Source organism: Marinomonas sp. SBI8L (assembly GCF_001624705.1).
GTDB lineage: Bacteria > Pseudomonadota > Gammaproteobacteria > Pseudomonadales > Marinomonadaceae > Marinomonas.
Genome location: NZ_JSEO01000006.1, coordinates 151,147 through 168,740 on the forward strand (window position 1 = coordinate 151,147; position 17,594 = coordinate 168,740).

Sequence of the window (17,594 nt, forward strand, 5' to 3'; positions counted from 1 at the left end):
AATTATCCGCATTAAGATAACTGGCTTAAAGCAGATGAAATACAATTTTTTGCTTTAAGCCATTTTACTGTCCATGATTTTTTCATTTGACAAACAAGTATTCGAAGCCTGATTACGGCCATTGGCTTTAGCCAAATAAAGCGCCTTGTCACTACGTCTAATAACTTGTTCCCATGACACATCACCAATACCTACCTGAGCACAGCCAACACTCACAGTAACGACTTCATAATGGCTTTTGTCATGCTTAATTTTGAGTTTTTTAACATCTTCTACCATCTTTCTAGCCTGTGCATAAGCTTTATCTAGGTCTGATTCAGGCAAGACACAAATAAACTCTTCTCCTCCAAATCGGTAAATTTGCTCCGATTTAACTAGGTGAGCATTCAAACAGTTAACGACTTGAATAAGGGTGTTATCGCCTTCTTGGTGGCCATAAAAGTCATTAAATTTTTTGAAGTAATCAACGTCAAATAGAAGGACAGCATAGGCTTGGCCTTCTTCTTTGAAACGGGTATGAGTCAGGTTTAAATGCCTTTCTAGGCCCCTGCGATTGCCTATATTTAGCATCATGTCTAGCATAGCAAGCTCTTCTAAATGGCGATTAGCGACTTCCAACTTAAGCGTTCTTTCTTTCACTGTTTTTTCTAAGTCACTGTTGAGCTTTTTAATTTTCTCTTCGTTCTCAGTAAGCTCACTTATATCTACGTGGGTGCCAACAAATCTCTGCGCTTGGCCTTCGTCATCTCTAACCACGATTCCACGAGTCAATATATGAACTAAGTGACCTTCTTTATGACGCATACGTACCTTATATTTAAAGGTGTTCTTATCTGAGTTTCGCACCGACTCAATCTCTTCTTCTAAGTGCCTATGTTCCTTATTATCTAACAAATTAAAGTAGGTACTTGAGTCTTGTGTTAATTCATCAGAATCGTAGCCCAGCATCTGCTTCCAGCGGGGTGAGTAATACACTTTATTAGTATCTAGATGCCAATCCCAAAGGCCGTCGTTAGCACCTTTCATTGCCAATTCGAACCTTTCTTCACTCATTTCTAAGCGCTTTTGTCTATCCAGAATCACCTTGGCCATTTGTGAGAAAGTCTGGGATAACTCACGCAGTTCTCCAGTACTTGTAGTATCACTTTCTGCTTGGTAATTTCCTTCTTTTAAACGGTTTGCTTGGTCGACTAGACGACTAATCGGGTCAGTAATCGCTTTGGCAATCCATATTGCTGCAAGCATAAAAACGCACAAAGTAATGACAAAAATAAAAGCGTAAAGGTTTTTTAGTTCATAAGAGACTTGGTTTATGTTTTTTTCTGACACCATCAAGGCAATAGAATATTGACTAGAGGCAATAGGGCTATAAAACAGATAGTTGGTTTCGCCCGTTTCTTTTAAAGTAAATTCTGTCACACCAGACAGTCTCTGCATCATGGCTGTATGAGATTCATGAAGGCCAACTTCAGGTTCTTGATAAATATTACTGGATACTGAAATAGGTAGACCTTTTGCGTCTTTAACTACTTCACCCTTTTCATTTTGTTTTAATCGCACCAGTTTATCTTGGTCCCAATGGTACCAATATGTACCACTCGAACTGATTAACATAACCTTTGGTGTCCAGTTAAATTGCGAAAAAATAGTACGGGTTAAATCAGTAATCATGGTGGAGATGCGATCCCACTCTATCGAGGCACCCACCATGCCTTTAAGCTGATTATCATCAAATACTGTGGTTGCTATGATCAATTGGCTCACGCCAGTAGAATAAGAAATGATAGGGTCAGAAAGGTGAGTAATGGTTTTTTCTGACAAGTTATTGCCCACGGTTTCTTGCCAATACTCCCTAGAAGTTAAAAATTTTGCTTTAGAGTTTGGGTCTGTATCATCAAAGGTACATTTATAATTCTGGGCTAAATTACCACAGGCAGTGTTATATAAGTGCCCTTCTTTATCACTCACAAGCAGTTTTTCATAACGTCCATTCTGACGTAATAACTCTTTTTTAAGAAGAGGTATAAACTGAGTTGGCTCTAAGGATTTTACTTGCTCAATCTGAGCATAAATTTCAACTTCGCGGATACTGCTATAAAACTCATCAGAGAGTTTAGAAGACATAAGTTGCAAATAGTTTTGAATGGTATGTTTGGTATCTTTTTCCGCATCGTTAGTAACATGCCAAAGTACAAAAAAGATCAAAATAGAGACAGGAACTAGGGTTGTTACAATCAAAGAAAGCGATATCTTGTATCTTAAGTTCATGCTTGTTTTCCCCTAAAGGTTAACAGCAACCCTTGCATGCAATGAGTCCATTCAATTAATCAAGAATTTCAAATAGCTTATTGCAACTTTCAAAGCAGTTTACTAACTTTGACACTATTCTGACTAAAATCTTTGTATTTGCATTATGAATACTAGTTCATTATAAATCTTGTGATAGCGTTTTTTGTAAAAGACTGTTTATTTGTAGCGATAAAAAATGGGAGTGTGAGTATTTTTGCTCACTTCTCCCTAAGCTTCTTCTAGCCTATTTCCCCTCAATGAAAGAGTACCTAATGTTGACTAAGATTAGCTTGCAACCACCAGTGGGTAATGATGCTCTGGGTGCGACATGACAGTTACCTTAATGCCATAGAGGCTTTCAATTTGTTGAGGTGTCAGTACGGTTTTCACGTCACCTTGCGCTACACATAAGCCTTCTGACAGTAAAATAATCCGATCAGCATATTGGGCTGCAAGGTTGAGATCATGCAATATAGCCAAAACCCCCACACCTTCCTTCGCTAAATCACGAGCTAAGCTTAAGGTTTGATGCTGATGAGGAAGGTCAAGCGCTGATGTGGGTTCATCTAGCAACAAATAACGCTCACCTAAATCATTTTTTTGCCAAATTTGGGTTAGCACTCTAGCAAGCTGAACTCTTTGTTTTTCCCCTCCAGATAATGAGGGATAAAGTGCATCCGCTAGATGAGAAACATCTGCTTTTGACATGGCTTCAGTGATAAGCTGATGATCCAGTACACGACCTGTACTATGAGGTAATCGCCCTAGGTTAATCACTTCACTCACGCTAAAGGGAAACGCCAAGGCTGATGATTGAGGTAAAACACCTAATAGTTTTGCAACATCAGATGCTTTCCAGCTTTTTAAATCTTTTCCTTCGAGTATGACCTGGCCTTCATAATGTCTGTGCTCCCCGCTAAGCACCTTAAACAATGTCGATTTACCAGCACCATTTGGCCCTAGAATCGCAACCACTTCATTACTGCCTAATTTAAAATTAATATCAGATAGCAGTTTCTTAGTACCTATTTTTAAACTTAGGTTTTTAACTTCAAGGCTCATAATGCATTGCTCCTAGCGCGATATACCACCATACCAATAAAGAAGGGCCCGCCAATCAAGGTAGTAATTAACCCTATTGGCAACTCTGCTGGCGCAATAATCGTACGAGAAACGATATCCGCAACAAGCAAGAACAAACCACCTAACAAGGCACTTAGCACCAAGAGGTACCTATGGTCTGGCCCTAAGGTTAGACGTACTAAATGCGGCACTATCAAACCAACAAACCCTATCATTCCTGAGACAGAAACACAGGCCCCCACCGCAATGGCAGTTAGAAGAATCAGGCGACGTTTTACTTTCTCAACATCAATGCCTAAATGCCTCGCTTCAGATTCACCTAACAAAAGTGCATTTAACTCTTTAGCGTAAAGTGGAATTAAAACCAAGGGAATAGCAATGAAAGACCCAGCTGTCAGTACACTTTGCCAAGTGGCTCCACCAACACTTCCCATAGCCCAAAAGGTCAAGGTTCTCAGTTGGCTATCATCAGCTAGGTAAGTTAGAAAACCGACTGCGGCACCTGTCACTATGCCTATCGCTATGCCTGCTAAAAGCATACTCGTTACAGACGTACCATATTTAGTCGTTGCGATTCTAGCCACTAGGCTAGTGGTTAATAGCGCTCCTAAAAATGACGCCACCATCAAGCTATATTGCCCTAACCATTCACTGATAAAAGTCAGGCTAGTGCCACCAAGTACTATCATGGAAACCGCGGCTAAGGAGGCTCCACCTGTCACTCCCACAAGACCTGGGTCTGCTAATGGATTACGAAACAAGCCTTGCATCGCTGCACCACAAACAGCAAGCGCAGCACCAACCAAAATAGCGAGTAAGGTTCGAGGCAAACGAATTGCACTTATGATGGTATCCACAGTGGCACTAACATTTGACTCGTGCAGACCTAATTTGGCTGTAATCACACTTAGAGAATCCAGCATGCTAACTTGCATTGGGCCAATACCCACGGAAGCTAGAAAAGAGACCGCTAATGCGATAATCAGTAAGAGAGTTGCAAAACGAACTCGCCGCTCTCTCGCACTGAGCAAAGATTCATTTATGGGAGTAGACAGGGTTGAGATCATAGCTTGTTTATCTCCTGCTCTGCAGGATAAAACGCTTGCCCAAGCTCACGAATCGCGTCGGCAATACGCGGACCAAAGCCCAACATTTTCATACCATCCATAGTAACAAGACGTTGGTTTATGCCAGCAGGTGTTAGACTAAATCCAGCACCTTTAAGTTGCTCGATACTCGCACCATGATCGCCACCTCGATCCATCATTAAAATGATATCAGGCTGAGCCGCAATAACCGCTTCGACAGGCATAGGTTTATAACCACTAAAACCTTGAGCCGCATTAACACCACCAGCTAGATAAATAATTTCTGCAGCTTGAGTATCAGCACCTGACACCACAGGACTACCAGACTGCATACTCAGCACAAATAAGACTTTTACCTTGTCTTGGATATTGACCAGATTTTGTCTCGCCGCTATGACATCAAGCTCTATTTTCTGCCACAACTGCTCGCCTTCGGCTTCTTTATCTAATAACGCTGAGACCGCTAAGATTTTTTCACGTACAGCATTGAGGCTAGGTTCAGCACTGTATTTAAAGACTTCAACACCCGCACCTTCTATTTGGTCTAGAATCTTATCCGGTCCTGAATCTTGTGTCGCTATCAGCACTTGTGGTTCTAATGATAAAACCCCTTCAGCAGAAATATTACGTTTGTAACCAATTTGAGGCAGAGATCTAGCGCTCACAGGAAAACCTGACGTGGTATCTACCCCTACAAGTTTATCCTCTTGGCCTAAAGCATAGACAATTTCTGTTAATGACCCGTCTGCAGAGACGATGCGCTTAACCTCATCAGCAAGCACAAACTGGCTTGCTAACAACATAGTTAAGGCAATTGAAATGGATTTCATCATGCCACTGCTTCCGTTTTAATCAAGCCTTCTGCAAAAGCGCGCCACTGCGCATTTTCTGGATTTCCTTCTTCTCTTTGACCGAAGAACTGAGCAATGGTCTCACCCGCTTTGTCATATAATTCGACAGAAGTGATAGTTCCATCAACACTTGGTTTACGGATCAACCATGCGGATTCAATATTGGCCGTTAACAGATGAAGATTAAACTCTGGATCAAGTATGTTTAGCCAAGGACCTAGCCTTTTCACTTTATTGATCGGACCCGTATGAATTTGAATATTGCCGCGGTTACCCACAAAGCACATGATAGATAAGTCTGTTGCCGCAATTTCATTTAACAATGGCTCGATCAATTCTGGATCAAACTCTTGAGCTAGTGGTGCGCCAACTAGCCTAAAAGACTGTACTCGGGAGATTTGATGCTTCTTTAATAAACCAAAGAATTGGTGCACATTACTCATCTCACCCCATTCTTTTTTCAGCGCAGTTGTATCCACATCCTTGTCTGCTGCGTACTCAATCACATCTGGGTCGCGTTTCAGGGTCAATGCAGGGCTATCAAGCTTACAGTACTTATCTACTAGCGCTTCAAATGCCTGAAAATTACTATCGGCTTGTAGGTAAATCTTTTGAATTGCTATGCCTTCAACATCAAAAAACTGCAAGCTATAACGGGGGCCTGAATCTAAATCTTCGATTACAGCGAAACCTGAATCCCAACGACTAATAATGATACGTAAATCAATTTTTCTATCTGGCGTAATCACCAATCCCATAGGTCCATTGATACTGACATTATCGTAAATACCTTTACGCTCATGCACGGCGCTGTCATTACGTGTCAAAGTCATGATGTAACCTAGACTTGGAAAATCACGAATAATAGCGGCGAATTTGTTTGATAATCGCACACTACGTAAACCACATTGGGCTTCTAATAACTTCGCCTCTGCAACATTAAGCTGTTCTGCTGCATCACGACGACGAAGTTTTGGCTGATCCTGCATAAGCCTTTCGTATTTGGCTTTTAATGGAAGGCTATTTTTATTGGCTGCCGATTCAAATATGGTATTAAGTAACTGCATATCTAGGTCTCTTTGAGGTTTATATCTTGTAAGTTGTCTATTTTTGCTATCAAAAAGAAAGGACTAACTACTGATTAGCCCATTCATTAGTTTGAAGATTAGAAGTTACCCGTGATCGCCAAACGTAGCTCTCTACCGGCATGAATAGCTTTGTTGCTATCATCCAAAACCACGCGATCATTGATATTGATGATGTTGGCTCTTAGCTCCAAGTTGTCAGTTACTTGTTTTACTAAGCCTAAATCTAGGGTACCGTAACCTGCTACTTCATTGGTATTGGCTGAATCTGTGTACTGAGAACTAACACCTTGAAGCGCCACATAAACACTGGCATCTATGCTGTTAACTTCCTGATTGTAGGTGACATTGGCAACATGCTTAGGACGATCAGAAATTTGCTTTCCATCATCATCTCCACCATCTTTATTCACCGCATCTGTGTAGGTGTAGTTAAAGGACAGTTGAGAAATGGCATTCAGATCCCAGCTAATTTCGCCTTCGAGTCCTCGAATTTCTGCCTTGTTAACATTGCTATAAACATTGTCAGAAATAGCTGCACTGCTATTAACGTCTTGAGTGGTAATCAGGTTTTCAACATCGGAATTAAAGACAGTAATAGAAGCAAAGACGTCATCTCCACCATAGCTCACGCTAAATTCAGTGGTTTTACTATCTTCAGGCTTTAGATCGTCATTACCACGGTAGGTTCGTGTTGGGCCAGCATTAATGACATAATCAGATGAGCCTTCTCGCACAGCCGGCGCAATACGACCTTCTGAGTAACCAAGTTTAATCCCCCACTCATCACTTAGTGTGTTCCCCCAGTAGAGTTTAGGGCTAAAGGCAGACCCGTATTTGTTATGATCTTCAAAGGAGAAGCCTAGTGTCAGTGAGTTATCTTGATTAAGCTTGATAACATCTTGACCGTATAAAGAGCTCGATTTGAACGTATCAGAGAAGTTTAAATTATCACGCTCTGCCGATTCTTCACGATAGCTAATACCCGCATTGATATACTGGCTTTCACTAATAGAGCCATCAAGATCAAAACCTAAATTCTTATCTTCGATAACCCAATCTGTGCCATCGTCATCGACATTATCACGACCTGCAGAGGCAGAAACCGCTGTATTAAAGCCATTAAAGGTGTTCGTATAATCAAGGGACAAGAGTGTTTTTTCTTGTTCTAGATTATCATCTACCGCTTTTGCTTCTTCTTCCCCATAAATCACACCCAGTTCAAGTCTTTCTTCTTCATCTAGGTTAATGCCCAACTTCATTTGAGTATTGGTTAGATCACGCTCAGAACGCTGTGACGTACCATCACTATTTAGAATTTCATCCTCAGTTTGTTGATCAAGGTTGAGGCTGAAATCAAAGGTGTCATTAATTTTGCCAGAAGTTGCAAGGTTAATACCTGAGTATGCCCCACCTTCTCCTGCCACATCACCGCCAGATACAGTAATGCTGTTACGCCATTCATCCCCTGCTTTTTTAGTGATTATGTTAATGACACCTGATAATGCATCAGCACCATACAAGCTAGAGGCTGCACCACGAATCACTTCAATACGCTCAATATTTTCGATACTCACCCAGTTAGTACGGTTTGCAGGGCTTGAGGAAATATTACGCTCGGCATTTGGTACTCGTTTGCCGTCGATCAAGATCAAGCCGTATTCACCTGCCATACCACGGATTCGAATTTCGTTTTGCGCATTGCCAGTACCCGCACCTACAAATACACCAGGCAATTTGCCCAAGGCTTCTGAAACGGTAGTCGCACCACTTAATTTGATTTGTTCAGAAGTCACGACACTCACCGAGCCAGAAAACTCTTCTGCAGCGATTGGCGCTTTAGCGGTTACAAAAATGGTGTCTTCAGTTTCAACTGCACTGATGTTTGTAGTATTTGCAAGCACGACTGCGCCGGCAATTAATTTAGCCTTGTTTCTCATTTGGGATACAACCTGTTATTGGTTAAGTTTCAGCGCTCATAGCGCTTTCGCTAACACCTTGCTTTAAATCTATTTTTTAAAAATTGATTTAAATTGCTCTAACTGGCTGCCGAAAAAGGTGGCTATCTTAGGCAAGATAAAGGGGTTCTGTTATTTTGTTTGCAGTCACGCTGCAGAGTTATTTCGTTAGTATCAGCTTTCCATTGCGTGTGATACGTAACCTGTAATGCTGTTCGTTATGAACTATGGTTAATTCGCTTTTTCCCTGCATTAACTTTTCTGTCGATACCAAAGAAGTATCGCTAATCGTTGGTTTAATTGAAGACATGTTTAGCTGCCAATTACTAATTGATAATGATAACGGTTCGCATTTAAACATTTTTATAGAATTAGTGCAAACTTTTTGTAAATTAAGTGAACTTAATTCAGAAACAATAAGTTAACGACACAACACCCCTCTTTTTTCCACATTATGAATCTGTGATTTTTCACTAATATTTTAACGCACTTAAATAAATAGCGTCGAATCCAAGCTGTTATCTTGCAACACAGAAACAACATCAACTAAAACTCAAGAAATATTATATTAGTCTTATTAATCAATAGGATAGATACGTATTACTTGGTTTAAATACTTTTTAAAAGGATAACAGCATGACAATTCACTATCGCGCAGGCGAAATGACGCAAGCACAACTAACAGAAAAACCGTTAGAACAACCTACTGCTGAAGCTCTTACAGGCGAGATAACAACCCGTAGCCACGCTTTTTACAACACGGAAGATGAATCAATTAAATCAGGTACATGGGAATGTGAAGAAGGTGAGTCACGCTGGGAATTTACCACGCGCGGTGAGGTGATTTATGTTCTTTCTGGCAGCATGACAGTAGTAGAAGATGGCGGCGAGCCAGTAACGCTAACAGCAGGTTCAAGTGCTGTATTCCCAGTTGGCTGGTGTGGCAACCGGACAGTACATGAAACCCTACGTAAAGTTTTTGTGATTTATAGTGCTTAATCAGCGCTAACTGTTTGCGTCACCTAAATTGACACCAAACTAGCATTTGGTGACGCAATACATTTAAGCTAAACCCCTGCCCATCGCACCTTTCTTAAATATAATATCTATTCTTAAGTATTTCTTACTCAGAACATCTAACAAATTGACGCATTTGTTCAATCATTTTTATCCATGAACCACTAAGATTAAGACGACTTAAACGCCTTTATAGTGCGTGCATTTGAATCATCAGGACAATTATCATGACGGATTTGATTTCACTTACCAGCTTAGGTTGGCAAGCATTCTTTCAACAGCAACTTAGTCTTGAAGAGTGGGAAAGTACTGAGGCTGGCCGTGTTATAGAGCAACACAGATCCGAGGTTAAAGTCGCTACAGAAGAAGGCATTATCACCTTAAGCTTAAACCATAAAATGCCTGAAATGACAGTTGGAGACTGGTTACTCCTTAGTAAAAAAGAAAATAAGAATTTAGATAGAGATCAAGAAAGAGACTTCATTCGTTTACTGGATCGAAAAACCAGTTTTTCTCGCAAAGCTGCAGGCAGCAAGCTTCAAAAACAACTTATTTCAGCCAATGTAGATACGGCTTTTATTCTTTGTTCAATGAACGAAGACTTTAACCTCAACCGTATAGAGCGTTTTTTATCACTTGTACACGAGTCATCAGCAGATGTAGTCGTCATTTTAAGCAAAAGCGATCAGGCGAGTTCACCTCAAGATTATATTCAAGCAGTACAAAGCCTTGACCCTCTAATCATTGTTGAGGCCTTAAATTGCTTAGACCCTAATTGTATTGAACAGCTATCACCTTGGATAAAACAAGGTAATACCATTGCTGTATTAGGTTCATCAGGCGTAGGGAAATCCACACTCACCAATACGTTGCTAGGTAAACTTAAACAAGAAACCCATGGAATTAGAGAGCAGGATAGTAAAGGCCGCCATACCACTACGAGTCGCTCTCTTATGGTTATGAGAAATGGGGGTTTAATTCTTGATACTCCAGGTATGAGAGAAATACAGCTAACAGATAGCAAAGAAGGTATCAGTACAACTTTTTCAGATATTGAAACAATCGCTGCCCAATGCCGATTTTCCGACTGCCAACATCAAGGAGAGCCTGGCTGTGCGATAGAAAAGGCTATCTCTAAAGGTGAGCTAGAGCTAAGGCGTTTGGCAAATTATCAAAAACTCTTAAAAGAAGATGCATTTAATTCCGCTAATTTAGCTGAGCGTCGAGCCAGTGATAAAGCGCTAGGCAAGTACTACAAAACGACCCAATCAGAGGCAAGTATTTTGAAGGGCCGTTAAGTATTAGTGCAAGGAAAACTAAGAATTTAAAGTCAAAGCCCCTGAATCCTGTAAAGGCGACATCACCTCCATACTAATGCTTTCTACTTCTATCAGCCCCATTAAGTTAGCCATAGATACTTTATCTGCCATCAAGCTATTTGAGTTATGAGCATCTTCTTCTGTTTGCCAAAAGTAGACTTCTACCCATCGTCCTTTGCTGTCTTTACTGAGATTCTGGAATAAAAATCCGGGTAAGGTTTTAAGATCAGCTAACAAGCCTTCAACAGCATTAATCATATCTTGATCTGATACATTCGCCATTGCTTGCCAACTCAATACTTCAGTTACGTACATTGTCATTTCCTCTTAAATCGATAAAAAACCATGTTAATTAATTTCAATTAATAGATAATCGATAAAATTAGAACTTCACTATTCTCATTTTGGAATGTATATGAATCAGTTTGAGCAAGCTTCCTTGTTCTTATTAGTCGTCGATCAAGGCTCTCTTGCAGGTGCTGCTCGCTTAAAAAATATAAGCCCCTCGGTTGTCAGTAAAAGGCTGGCCGAATTAGAAAATGCCTTAGGCGTGCAGCTGTTAAGGCGCACCACTCGTCGTATGACATTAACTGAAGCAGGTGAAAATTTTTATAAGCAGATGCGCCACCTTGATGGCCAATGGCAAAGTTTGCTTGATGAGACAGCAAGCCTAGGGCAAGAAGCTAAAGGTATCTTACGATTAGCAGCACCCCAGCCCGTACTAACAAGGGTATTGCTAGATGTGGTAACAGTATTTAGGCAAGTTCATCCGCAAATAGAGGTCGTATTGCAGACAGCTGAATATACTCAGCTCCCTCTTGCTGAAGCTGATATTTCACTCTGTCGCATGTTGGAGAAATTAGACACAGCCACAACGGTAGGCCTGCCTATTTGCCGATACCAAAACGCTCTCTTTGCCTCACCTTCTTATTTAGCAAAGGCACAAACATCAGAGCTCAGGACTTTAGAGGATCTAAAACATCAGGCTTGTTTGCCCTACGGGTTAACGTCTCCTAATACTTGGTCATTTATTGATAGTAAAGGGAGTGAAGCGAGCATCATGCTTGAGTCTAAACTCTTAACAAATAATACTGAGGTGATTATACAAGCCGCTATTGCCGCTCAAGGGATAGCTTATATTCCAGGTATGATTATTACCCGAGAACTGGCGGAGAATAAGCTACAGCCAATCCTCACACATTTAACCAGCCGAGATTTTCATTTATGGGCTTATTATCAAAAACTCGATTACGTTCCTTTGAAGGTCCGTGTTTTTCTCGATTTTATTAGAGACTATTTTGCCGATAGACAGTAATTAATAACCCATATAAAAACTCGTGTAACCGACTATAAATGCAGGGATTGCACTATAAATAGTGGCTTTTACGGCCGCTTCAGGCGCTAAGGCTAACGCAGGAAATAATGCATCACCATCATTACTAATCGCATTTGCCAATTGTGCGGATAAAGGCACAACACCATTTATATAAAGGCTTGTCATAACAATTTGGGGGCCACAGCCTGGAATAAAACCTATTAAAATAGCTAACAAGATAGTCACGCCACCTAAGCTAGAAAACGCAGCTTGTAGATTAATACCTGTAGCATAAATCAGCAGCTCATAAGCGAGAAAGCCAACTATTACCCACACAGAAACAAAGCTAGTTTCTGCCACCACCGTTTCTTTTAAATAACGTATTTCTGCTTTTTCAGCAAAACGAGCCGACCATGAGTCTAGCGGCTGAGACACCCAAACTAAGATGCATAAAAGCGCACCAACAAAAGCGAACCATTTTGTTGGCTCAAGGTGAGCCCACTCTCCAAAAAGCTGATTTGAATCCCACTGAAAGGCTTCCAGTACACCAAACACAGTAGCGGGAGCTAATAATAGAATGAAAATAAATACTAATAGAGGAGGAAGCCTTGGCAATACATAAGCGTCATTTTTAGGCCCTGGGCTATTTGTCTTTAAATAATTATGACCGTGATACCAGTTAACCAAGTAACCTGTCACTATCCCTGCTATTAGACTCACACCATAGACTAATAACGCTATATCAGGCTTTTTAGAAAGTAATAAAAATGCCGCATCACCCATGGTCGATATCAAAACAGCAACTAAAGCGCCAAAACTCATTTTTCCATTCACAAACTGAGTTACAACAATGATTGCGCCACCACAGCCAGGTAATGCCCCTAAAAATGCCGCAACAGGCACTTGTAAAGGCCCTCCTTGATTCAATACTTGGGTAAGGTCGGCTTTAAAACATTGATCAAGAAAGTAAAAGCCCCCCAAAGTTAAAGCAATAAAGATACTGACACCAAGATAAGCATCAGCTAAAGCGGATACTATGACATCAAAAAGCCCATGATCAATCTGGTAAAGAGAAACAAGCACACAAAGAATAATGCTAAAAAGCAGCAGACTTTTCGTCACAGCCGCAGAAAAGCTTGGCAGAATCACAGAAAGCTTTGCTAGGTTAAGCTTCTTTAACACCCTAGTTGTCATGATACGTTTCTCTTTTTTTATTCGCCTGTTTTGCATGGATTTGAAGAATGGGTTTGATTTGATCTAGGTGTTGAACTTTTTCCGACAAATTACGATAAGACAAATCAAAAATTTGGTAATCGTATTCCATGGTTAAAGTACAAATATCCGTATAGGTTGCAGCTAAAAAGGCATCTGATTCGTACAGCATATTGATCAACTGATAAGGCTCTAGCTTCATGACACTAAAACGAGTTGCTGCTGTTTTAGTGCGAGGTTTACCCCCTAACCGCTTAATAACCTTAAGCATATCTTCATGATGGGTATTCGTTTCAACCAATGAGGCTTGAAGACCCTTAACCAAAGTTGGCGTCAAAACCGTTAACTCATTAAGCAAGTGATAATACAAATGGCTACTCAGACATTCGCTTTCAACAGCGGCTAACAACAAAGGTAAAAGCTGCTGTGAATGATCTTCTAAAGGTACAAAAGGTTTAAGCTGCAACATAAAAACAACCTCACTCAAGACTTTAAATGATTATCATTCTTATTTAGTTGTTTGTAAACCCCCTTTCATACCTCATTTTAAATACTGAGATTGAGTACTACGAACCTTCCAACTACTTGATATAGATACTCTTATCAGAGTTTTTAGAGTTTTTTCTAAAAACTTACCTAATAATTCTCATAACTATCATGGCGTTCACTTAACGTTTACCTAACTTATGTTTAAGTGCTCAACTTCATTTACTCAGTATGTTCAAACCAGCCACAACTTTCATTTTCTTAGAGTCAATTTATGCAGTTCTTAAACAGTGTTGCGACAAAAAAAAAGCTAATTCTCGGTTTCGGATTAATTATTGCAATAGCAGTAATTAGTACCTCTCTTGTTTATATTCAGTTAGAAAAAACCAAACGTAATCAAGAGCTACTTTTAAATGTTAGAGCGCCCACTGTTGAAGCTGGCTTAATGTTAACCAGTGGTATTAATCAGAGTTTATCTGGCTTAAGAGGTTATTTGATTCTTGGGGATGATCCTAAAAAGGCGGATATTTTCAAGAATGAGCGCCAACTTGGCTGGCAAGATATTGATAAAGCACTCACTGCATTAAACCAGTTTTCAGCTAACTGGACAGTGGCGGCTAATATAGAAAAACTGAAAGGCATGAATACTCTCATTAAAGAGTTTCGTAATGCTCAGCAGCAAATTGAAGATATCGCTCATACAAAAGATAATATCCCCTCTTTTGATATTTTGTTAAACCAAGCGGCGCCAAAAGCCGCTGAAACCATCGCATCTCTGACAAATCTAATTGAATTAGAAATGGATCAGGCTTCAAACCCACAGCGCAAAGCCCTGCTAAAAACTCTTGCCGATAGTCGCGCTTCGTTTGCCTTAGGCTTAGCCAATATTCGTGCCTACCTTCTATCTGGTGATGAAAAGTTTAAAACCAACTTTCTTAACTTATGGCAGAAGAACGAAGCACAATTCGAAATTTTAACAACAAAGTCTAAACTTTTATCAAATAGTCAAATTACAGAATGGAACGAGTATCAAGAGAATAGAGAGTACTTCCGCCCTCTTGTTGATCAAATGTTCACCTCTCGTGCTAGTGATGACTGGAACAAGGCAAACGCTTGGTTAGGCACAAAAGCCGCGCCAAAAGCACGACAAATTCAGGCAATTTTGGCTGACATGCGTGCATCTCAAATCACCTTGTCACAGAATGATCATGCTGCCTTAATGGAAAATGTCGACTTTCTTTATAGTATTTTGTTTTTTGGCTTATTTTTAATTGTCAGTTTAGGTAGCTTACTATCTTGGTTGATCAGCACCTCCATCACAACACCTCTTGGTGGTGAACCTCATGACATGGCAGATCTTGCAAACCGTATAGCAAATGGTGACTTGTCGACTCGATTCGACAAGAACTTAAAAGCCGGTGGTCTGTATTTGTCTATGATCACAATGAGCAATAATTTAAAGCAACTTGTCAGTGATATTCAGTCCGTATTAGAGAGTTTAGCCACATCCTCTAACCAAACCTTGGGTGTAGCAAATGATACGAGTACTAACATCACCTCCCAGAATGAAAAGCTTGAATTAGTCGCCACAGCCATAGAAGAAATGACAGCAACCGTGAATGATATTGCTGAAAATGGAAGTGAATGCGCGAGAATTACAGAAGAGTCGCAACAAATCACATTAGATGGCCAGCAGAATGTGAAAAACACAGTCGCCACCATAGAGGAGCTATCTCAAGATATTAACCATGCATCTGATGTCATCACCACAGTTCAGCAAGAAAGTCAGTCGATAAGCTCAGTATCAGAAGTTATCGCGACTATAGCAGAGCAGACCAACCTACTAGCCTTGAATGCAGCGATAGAAGCGGCACGTGCCGGAGAGCAAGGGCGTGGGTTTGCAGTGGTCGCAGATGAGGTCAGATCTTTAGCGTCAAAAACGCAAGAATCAACCACCAGCATTAATGAAATAATTACAGCACTTCAAACACGATCAAACGAAGCTGTCGGCATGATGCAAAAGAGCCAAACCAAAGTAGAGGAAACCATTAAGCAAGCTAATATCTCTGGCGATTCTCTAAATAAAATCACGCTATCCGGTAAACAAGTTCAAGAGATGATAGTACAAATCTCTACCGCCTCAGAAGAGCAGGCAAAAGTCACTCAAGATGTCATGCATAACGTGGTCGAGATAAGTGCCGTCGCACAGCAAACTTCTGATGATGCTGTATCTACAGTACAAGCTGGCAATGAGATGCAAAATCAGACGGAAAAATTAAGAGACCTGATTTCAACCTTTAAAATCTAATCTCAGACTCCCTCCCCAAAAATAGAAATAAATGAGTACAGGTACAAACAGGATAATTTTATCTTGTTTGTGCCTACATCCATTTACTATGTGTTACTGCTCTTTTATCATGCCTGAAATTTACTTAAATTATGCTTTTAGCGATTTTTAAGCACTTTTAGTAACAAAGTCTTCATGTTTTAATTACCTGAAGAGGCATGACAGATAGCACTAAAGCAGCATAAAATGCCCTCATCATCCATCCGGAAAATGGCTGCCCTAAATACGAGGAATAGCTCTCATTTCTCTTAATATATTCAATTAATATTAAAAAGGATTTTAATGAAGCGGCTATCTCAGCGAGCGACTAAAGGGTTTTCTTGGCCAATTTTCACCCTTTTAAGTCTCAATGGCATAACGATTTTAGGTAATGCACTGACAGAAGTTGCCATACCTTGGTTAATCCTAGAAATATCGGATAGCCCAGGGTTAGTCGCTGCCGTTATGTCTGCCAAAATTTTACCTATAATTCTCTCAACCTTTTTTAGTGCTCCTTTAGTCGACAGGTTTGGCGGCTTTAGAACATCTATCATTTCCGACTTTGTTAACTTTTTAAGCGTCTTACTTATTCCCCTTTTCTATCGCTTAGATATGCTAAATTTTGCTCTCTTAGCCGTTTTGCTTGCCCTAAGTACATTACTGGATTCTCCGGGACGTTTAGCGAAAGATGTGCTCTTAATGAAAGAAATTACAAAAGGAAATTATGACAAGAGTTTTATCAATGGGTTAAACACATCGATAGAAAATGTTTGCGATCTAGCAGGCCCACTTATCGCAGCCATTATTGTTGCTAGCTTAGGGACAATAACTGCCTTGTATTTTGATGCGGCAAGTTTCTTGGTTGTTGCCTTTACTTTGATTTTGCTTAAAAAATACCAGAGTCTTGATCATGTAATAACCAGCCAGGAAAAGGCTGACCAGCAAGAGGTAGTTCATTTAAGTTGGCGTTACTTTAAATATGGCCTAACTTATATTCGTTCTCTGAATCAGGTAAGCGCTGTGCTTTTTATTAGTGCTATCGTCAATATTGTTATCACACCTTTTTTGCTAGTTTATTTACCTTTTATGAATAAGCTAGTGTTTGACTCTGTGATTAACTTTGGTCTTTCAATGGCCTGCTTTGGCGCAGGCACAACCGCGTCTTCACTCGCCTACAGCTTTTTTGGTAAGCATATTAAGGCAAAAAACATCATACTAGTTGGTTACCTTTGCCTTACCCTCACGCTAGCCTCCATCCCATTTATTCAAAACCAAATACTCATTCTGATTCCGCTATTTTTCATAGGGCTAAGTATTGGCTTTGCAGGCCCAATAGAAGTCACCTTGATACAAACTCAAGTGGCAGAAAGCTTTTTTGCCAGAACCATGACTCTCTTTACCTCAATTCGCTTTTTATCCGTACCTCTGGGTTATTTATGCTTTGGAACCTTACTCGAATCAGGCCTTGCCTTGTATACCCCTATTTTCATGTCAGCCACCGTCTTTGTAGGGTTAGCGATCTTTTACTTTTGGCTAGAAAAAGGCCAACCTAATAGACACTAAGA

Annotated in this window: 15 protein-coding genes; 5 read left to right on the forward strand and 10 right to left on the reverse strand. The window is 40.3% G+C overall.

Features of this window, described 5'->3' with window-relative positions; genetic code table 11:
• Nucleotides 1-54: 54 nt before the first annotated feature.
• From OA91_RS10965 to hemP, 7 genes are all read right to left on the reverse strand, one after another.
• A complete protein-coding gene (locus OA91_RS10965; protein ID WP_063338258.1) occupies nucleotides 55-2,268 on the reverse strand; it encodes a sensor domain-containing diguanylate cyclase in 2,214 nt (737 codons plus the stop codon).
• Nucleotides 2,269-2,574: 306 nt separating this feature from the next.
• Nucleotides 2,575-3,351 carry a heme ABC transporter ATP-binding protein gene (locus OA91_RS10970; protein ID WP_063338259.1) on the reverse strand — a complete coding sequence of 259 codons (777 nt, stop codon included), beginning with the start codon at nucleotides 3,349-3,351 and terminating at the stop codon, nucleotides 2,575-2,577.
• Nucleotides 3,348-4,439, reverse strand: coding sequence for a FecCD family ABC transporter permease (locus OA91_RS10975; protein WP_063338260.1), 1,092 nt, complete (start codon nucleotides 4,437-4,439; stop codon nucleotides 3,348-3,350). Before OA91_RS10975 ends, OA91_RS10970 begins: the two co-directional genes overlap by 4 nt.
• Entirely contained in the window at nucleotides 4,436-5,293 is an 858-nt protein-coding gene (locus tag OA91_RS10980; protein ID WP_082827890.1) for a heme/hemin ABC transporter substrate-binding protein, read from the reverse strand. Before OA91_RS10980 ends, OA91_RS10975 begins: the two co-directional genes overlap by 4 nt.
• Entirely contained in the window at nucleotides 5,290-6,378 is a 1,089-nt protein-coding gene (locus OA91_RS10985) for a hemin-degrading factor (protein WP_063338261.1), read from the reverse strand. Before OA91_RS10985 ends, OA91_RS10980 begins: the two co-directional genes overlap by 4 nt.
• A gap of 98 nt (nucleotides 6,379-6,476) precedes the next feature.
• Nucleotides 6,477-8,336 carry a TonB-dependent receptor plug domain-containing protein gene (locus tag OA91_RS10990; RefSeq protein WP_063338262.1) on the reverse strand — a complete coding sequence of 620 codons (1,860 nt, stop codon included), beginning with the start codon at nucleotides 8,334-8,336 and terminating at the stop codon, nucleotides 6,477-6,479.
• A gap of 178 nt (nucleotides 8,337-8,514) precedes the next feature.
• Nucleotides 8,515-8,664: a hemin uptake protein HemP gene (gene hemP, locus OA91_RS24040; RefSeq protein ID WP_082827891.1), complete on the reverse strand. Its 150-nt coding sequence runs from the start codon at nucleotides 8,662-8,664 to the stop codon at nucleotides 8,515-8,517.
• A gap of 326 nt (nucleotides 8,665-8,990) precedes the next feature.
• Between hemP and OA91_RS10995 the strand changes: the two genes are divergently transcribed.
• Together OA91_RS10995 and rsgA are read left to right on the forward strand one after the other, a co-directional pair.
• Nucleotides 8,991-9,353, forward strand: a complete 363-nt coding sequence (locus OA91_RS10995) for a cupin domain-containing protein (protein ID WP_063338263.1) — start codon at nucleotides 8,991-8,993, stop codon at nucleotides 9,351-9,353.
• Between the two features lie 245 nt (nucleotides 9,354-9,598).
• On the forward strand, nucleotides 9,599-10,669 hold the full coding sequence (rsgA, locus tag OA91_RS11000) for a ribosome small subunit-dependent GTPase A (protein WP_063338264.1): 1,071 nt from the start codon (nucleotides 9,599-9,601) through the stop codon (nucleotides 10,667-10,669).
• 18 nt (nucleotides 10,670-10,687) lie between these two features.
• On the opposite strand, the gene OA91_RS11005 is transcribed toward rsgA, so the two are convergent.
• The gene (locus OA91_RS11005) at nucleotides 10,688-11,005 is read right to left on the reverse strand and encodes a hypothetical protein (RefSeq protein ID WP_063338265.1); all 318 of its coding nucleotides are present in this window, start codon (nucleotides 11,003-11,005) and stop codon (nucleotides 10,688-10,690) included.
• 100 nt (nucleotides 11,006-11,105) lie between these two features.
• Between OA91_RS11005 and OA91_RS11010 the strand changes: the two genes are divergently transcribed.
• Nucleotides 11,106-12,005: a LysR family transcriptional regulator gene (locus tag OA91_RS11010; RefSeq protein WP_063338266.1), complete on the forward strand. Its 900-nt coding sequence runs from the start codon at nucleotides 11,106-11,108 to the stop codon at nucleotides 12,003-12,005.
• Here the strand turns inward: OA91_RS11010 and OA91_RS11015 are convergent, their stop codons facing one another.
• Together OA91_RS11015 and OA91_RS11020 are read right to left on the reverse strand one after the other, a co-directional pair.
• Nucleotides 12,006-13,199, reverse strand: a complete 1,194-nt coding sequence (locus OA91_RS11015) for a putative manganese transporter (RefSeq protein ID WP_063338267.1) — start codon at nucleotides 13,197-13,199, stop codon at nucleotides 12,006-12,008.
• Complete coding sequence (locus OA91_RS11020; protein ID WP_063338268.1) at nucleotides 13,189-13,686, reverse strand: hypothetical protein; 498 nt, start codon at nucleotides 13,684-13,686, stop codon at nucleotides 13,189-13,191. The genes OA91_RS11015 and OA91_RS11020 overlap by 11 nt, the downstream gene beginning before the upstream one ends.
• Nucleotides 13,687-13,977: 291 nt before the next feature.
• Here OA91_RS11020 and OA91_RS11025 point away from each other — a divergent pair, with 291 nt between their 5' ends.
• On the forward strand, nucleotides 13,978-16,011 hold the full coding sequence (locus OA91_RS11025) for a HAMP domain-containing methyl-accepting chemotaxis protein (RefSeq protein WP_063338269.1): 2,034 nt from the start codon (nucleotides 13,978-13,980) through the stop codon (nucleotides 16,009-16,011).
• Nucleotides 16,012-16,332: 321 nt separating this feature from the next.
• Nucleotides 16,333-17,592: an MFS transporter gene (locus OA91_RS11030; protein ID WP_063338270.1), complete on the forward strand. Its 1,260-nt coding sequence runs from the start codon at nucleotides 16,333-16,335 to the stop codon at nucleotides 17,590-17,592.
• Nucleotides 17,593-17,594 lie beyond the last annotated feature (2 nt).

Excerpts from the sequence above, each read along its gene's own strand:
- OA91_RS10975 (WP_063338260.1), bottom strand. The coding sequence starts at position 4,439 with ATGATCTCAACCCTGTCTACTCCCATAAATGAATCTTTGCTCAGTGCG.
- OA91_RS11010 (WP_063338266.1), top strand. The coding sequence starts at position 11,106 with ATGAATCAGTTTGAGCAAGCTTCCTTGTTCTTATTAGTCGTCGATCAA.
- OA91_RS10970 (WP_063338259.1), bottom strand. The coding sequence starts at position 3,351 with ATGAGCCTTGAAGTTAAAAACCTAAGTTTAAAAATAGGTACTAAGAAA.
- OA91_RS11015 (WP_063338267.1), bottom strand. The coding sequence starts at position 13,199 with ATGACAACTAGGGTGTTAAAGAAGCTTAACCTAGCAAAGCTTTCTGTG.
- OA91_RS10995 (WP_063338263.1), top strand. The coding sequence starts at position 8,991 with ATGACAATTCACTATCGCGCAGGCGAAATGACGCAAGCACAACTAACA.
- OA91_RS10965 (WP_063338258.1), bottom strand. The coding sequence starts at position 2,268 with ATGAACTTAAGATACAAGATATCGCTTTCTTTGATTGTAACAACCCTA.
- OA91_RS11025 (WP_063338269.1), top strand. The coding sequence starts at position 13,978 with ATGCAGTTCTTAAACAGTGTTGCGACAAAAAAAAAGCTAATTCTCGGT.
- OA91_RS10985 (WP_063338261.1), bottom strand. The coding sequence starts at position 6,378 with ATGCAGTTACTTAATACCATATTTGAATCGGCAGCCAATAAAAATAGC.
- hemP (WP_082827891.1), bottom strand. The coding sequence starts at position 8,664 with ATGTCTTCAATTAAACCAACGATTAGCGATACTTCTTTGGTATCGACA.
- OA91_RS11030 (WP_063338270.1), top strand. The coding sequence starts at position 16,333 with ATGAAGCGGCTATCTCAGCGAGCGACTAAAGGGTTTTCTTGGCCAATT.
- OA91_RS10990 (WP_063338262.1), bottom strand. The coding sequence starts at position 8,336 with ATGAGAAACAAGGCTAAATTAATTGCCGGCGCAGTCGTGCTTGCAAAT.
- OA91_RS10980 (WP_082827890.1), bottom strand. The coding sequence starts at position 5,293 with ATGATGAAATCCATTTCAATTGCCTTAACTATGTTGTTAGCAAGCCAG.
- OA91_RS11005 (WP_063338265.1), bottom strand. The coding sequence starts at position 11,005 with ATGTACGTAACTGAAGTATTGAGTTGGCAAGCAATGGCGAATGTATCA.
- OA91_RS11020 (WP_063338268.1), bottom strand. The coding sequence starts at position 13,686 with ATGTTGCAGCTTAAACCTTTTGTACCTTTAGAAGATCATTCACAGCAG.
- rsgA (WP_063338264.1), top strand. The coding sequence starts at position 9,599 with ATGACGGATTTGATTTCACTTACCAGCTTAGGTTGGCAAGCATTCTTT.